Annotated in this window: 4 protein-coding genes; 1 reads left to right on the plus strand and 3 read right to left on the minus strand. The window is 67.4% G+C overall.

The features are described 5' to 3' along the window. Window positions 1-140: glycoside hydrolase family 19 protein (locus tag VGS97_RS08140; RefSeq protein WP_349262042.1), on the plus strand; the 140-nt coding region annotated here is incomplete at its 5' end. A 223-nt stretch (window positions 141-363) separates the two neighbouring features. Here VGS97_RS08140 and glgC read toward each other — a convergent pair. From glgC to VGS97_RS08155, 3 genes are all read right to left on the minus strand, one after another. After that, entirely contained in the window at window positions 364-1,581 is a 1,218-nt protein-coding gene (gene glgC / locus VGS97_RS08145; RefSeq protein ID WP_326852652.1) for a glucose-1-phosphate adenylyltransferase, read from the minus strand. A 65-nt stretch (window positions 1,582-1,646) separates the two neighbouring features. Beyond that, window positions 1,647-2,816, minus strand: a complete 1,170-nt coding sequence (glgA, locus tag VGS97_RS08150; protein ID WP_349262043.1) for a glycogen synthase — start codon at window positions 2,814-2,816, stop codon at window positions 1,647-1,649. A gap of 294 nt (window positions 2,817-3,110) precedes the next feature. Further along, window positions 3,111-3,320: RICIN domain-containing protein (locus VGS97_RS08155; RefSeq protein ID WP_326852654.1), on the minus strand; the 210-nt coding region annotated here is incomplete at its 5' end.

Below are 3,320 nucleotides of genomic sequence, written 5' to 3' on the forward strand. Positions count from 1 at the left end.
GGTTCGGCGCGACCATCCGCGCCATCAACAGCATCGAGTGCAACGGCGGCAACACCGCCGAGATGCAGGACCGCGTCAACGACTACAACAGCTTCACCTCCATCCTCGGCGTTTCCCCGGGCGGCAACCTCACCTGCTGACGCGGCGACACCAGAGGCCTCCGAGTGCAGGTTCTTCGTTCTTGAACCAGCACCCGGAGGCCTCGTCGTCCTTCGCCCGACGACACGTCCCGGCAGCCACGCCTTGCTGCGGCGCATGACCTACGTACGCGGCCCGCTGCGCATCATCGTGTCATCGGCCGAGCGAATCGTCTGACGCGTCCGAACAACCAGAGCACCGCCAGCACATATCACCGTTCGTGGGTCACAACACGCGCTGTCCCTTGCCCAGGGCGATGATCCCGTTGGCTGAAGCGTGGTACAGCTCGCGGTCTCGATCGTGGTTGACCCCGACGGTGGCACCCGGCGGTACCACGATGTTCTTGTCCAGGATGGCCCGGCGCACCACGGCTCCGCGACCGACGCGGACGTTGTCGTGCAGAACCGAACCCTGTACGACGGCGCCCTCCTCGACGACCACGCCGGGCGACAGTACGGACTGGGTGACCTGGCCGGTGACGATGCAGCCGGGTGCGACCATCGACTCGCTGGCGATGCCGCCCGCGACGAACTTGGCGGGTGGCAGCTGGAAGGACTGGGTGTAGAGCGGCCACTCCCGGTTGTAGAGGTTGAAGACCGGATGCACCGAGATCAGGTCCATGTGGGAGTCGTAGTACGCGTCGAGCGTGCCCACGTCCCGCCAGTAGCCGTGGTCTCGGTCGGTCTCGCCGGGCACGTGGTTCTGGTCGAAGTCGTAGACCTGCACCATGCCCAGTTCGGTGAGCATCGGCAGGATGCTGCCGCCCATGTCGTGCACGGAGCGCTCGTCGTCGGCGTCCCTGTCCAGCGCGTCGAGCAGTACCTTCGTGGTGAAGATGTAGTTGCCCATCGAGGCGTACACGTGCTCGGGGTCGTCCGGCAGCCCCGGCGGGTCGGCTGGCTTCTCTAGGAAGCGCTCCACGCTCAGGCCGTTGGAGGCGGGCGTGATGATGCCGAACGAAGACGCCTCCGATCGCGGGACGCGGATGCCGGCGACCGTCGCGCCCGCGCCGCTCTCGATGTGCTGGCGCAGCATCTGGCGCGGGTCCATCCGGTACACGTGGTCGGCGCCGAACACCACGATGTAGTCGGGCTGCTCGTCGTACACGAGGTTCAGCGACTGGTAGATCGCGTCGGCGCTGCCCAGGAACCAGCGCGGGCCGAGCCGCTGCTGCGCGGGCACCGGCGTGACGTAGTTGCCCAGCAGGTTCGACATCCGCCAGGTCTTGGTGATGTGCCGGTCGAGCGAGTGCGACTTGTACTGCGTCAGCACGCAGATGCGCATGATGTCGCCGTTGACGAGGTTGGACAGCACGAAGTCCACCAGCCGGTAGGCGCCGTCGAACGGCACCGCCGGCTTGGCCCGGTCGGCGGTGAGCGGCATCAGCCGCTTGCCTTCGCCGCCCGCGAGCACGATTCCCAGCACCGAAGGACCGCCGCGCATCCGTCGCCCCCTTTTCGTCGTTCGCCTGCCGCTTGAGTGTGCGGGTGTTGTCGTTGTTACCGCTATTACCGCAGAAGCTCTTCGTACACCGTCACGGTGCGGCGGGCGATGGCATCCCAGCCGAACTCGCGCACCGCGCGCTCGCGGCCCGCCTGTCCCATGCGGCGCGCGGCCGGCGGGTCGGCGATCACCCGGCCCAGCGCATCGGCGAGCGCCGCCTCGAACGCGTCCGGGTCCTTCTCCTCGTAAGGGACCAGCAGACCCGTGACCGCGTCGTCGACGACCTCGGGGATGCCGCCCACCGCCGACGCCACCACGGGCGCGCCGCAGGCCATGGCCTCCAGATTCACGATGCCCAGGGGCTCGTACACCGACGGGCAGACGAACACCGCGGCCCGGCTCAGCAACCCGACCACCTCCGGCCGGGGCAGCATCTGCGGAATCCAGATCACCCCGTCACGCAGTTCACGCAACTCGTCGACCAGCGCACGGAACTCCTGGTCGATCGCGGGCGTGTCCGGGGCGCCCGCGCACAACACCAGCTGAACGGACGGATCGAGACGTCGTGCGGCCCGCAGCAGGTGCGGCACACCCTTCTGCCGGGTAATACGTCCGACGAACAGCACGTAGGGCCGACCTCCGTCCACACCGTGGCGCTCGGGGACGTCGGAGTCGGGGTCGGGGCGGTACAGCTCAGTGTCGATCCCGTTGTGCACGACGTGTACCCGTGCCGAGTCCAGCGCGGGATAGCAGGACAGGATGTCCTTACGCATTCCGTGCGACACGGCGATCACCGCGTCCGCTGCCTCGATAGCGGTGCGCTCGGCCCAGCTCGACAGCGTGTATCCCCCAGCCAGTTGCTCGGCCTTCCACGGACGCAGCGGTTCGAGCGAGTGTGCGGTCATCACGTGCGGGACGCCGTGCAGCAGCTTGGCGATATGCCCGCCCATGTTGGCATACCAGGTGTGCGAGTGGATCAGATCGCTGCCGGCCACGGCCGCCGCCATCGACAGATCGATCGACAGGGCACGCAGCGACTCATTGGCATCGGACAGCGCCTCGTCGGCGCGGTGCCTCCACACGCCGGGCTGCCCGTCCGGCGCCCCGCGACTCATCCAGGTATGGACTTGCAGGTCGACCAGTGTGCGCAGCTCCCGAGCCAGGAACTCCACGTGCACGCCCGCGCCGCCGTAGACATCGGGGGGAAACTCCCGTGTCAGCAGTCCGACTCTCACGGGCGCCTCCTGGCCGGTCATGTCGCCGAGTACGGACATGTATGCCAGCCTGACCATAGTCGAGCCAGAGCCCGAAGGCGAGAGCCAGGCGTTCGAACGACCGCCCGCGAATCCCCTCGCAGCAGGAGGTGCTCACACCGTCAACGGGGGACGATTACGCGTTCGACAATGCATTGTCTCCCACGCACAGGGGGATACACCGCTCCTTGCTGCACAGACCGGGGCGGCCGCCCGGCTCGATGCCGGACATCCGCCCCGGTTGAGTGCTATGCATGCTATAAGCGCATTACTTCATTACGGCAGGCTCCAGGATTGGTTGGAGTTGCCGGTGCAGCTCCAGATTTGGGCTTGGGTGCCGGAGGCGCCCCAGCCGGTGTCGTCGAGGCATTTGCCGGAGTTGGGGTTGAGGTAGGCGCCGTTGCTTTGGTGGACCCAGGTTTGGGCGCCGGTGCCGTTGCAGTCGTAGAGGTCGACGGTGGTGCCGTTGGCGGTGCCGGCGCTGTT

It is taken from the genome of Actinocrinis sp., from assembly GCF_035946395.1.
Lineage (GTDB): Bacteria > Actinomycetota > Actinomycetes > Streptomycetales > Catenulisporaceae > Actinocrinis.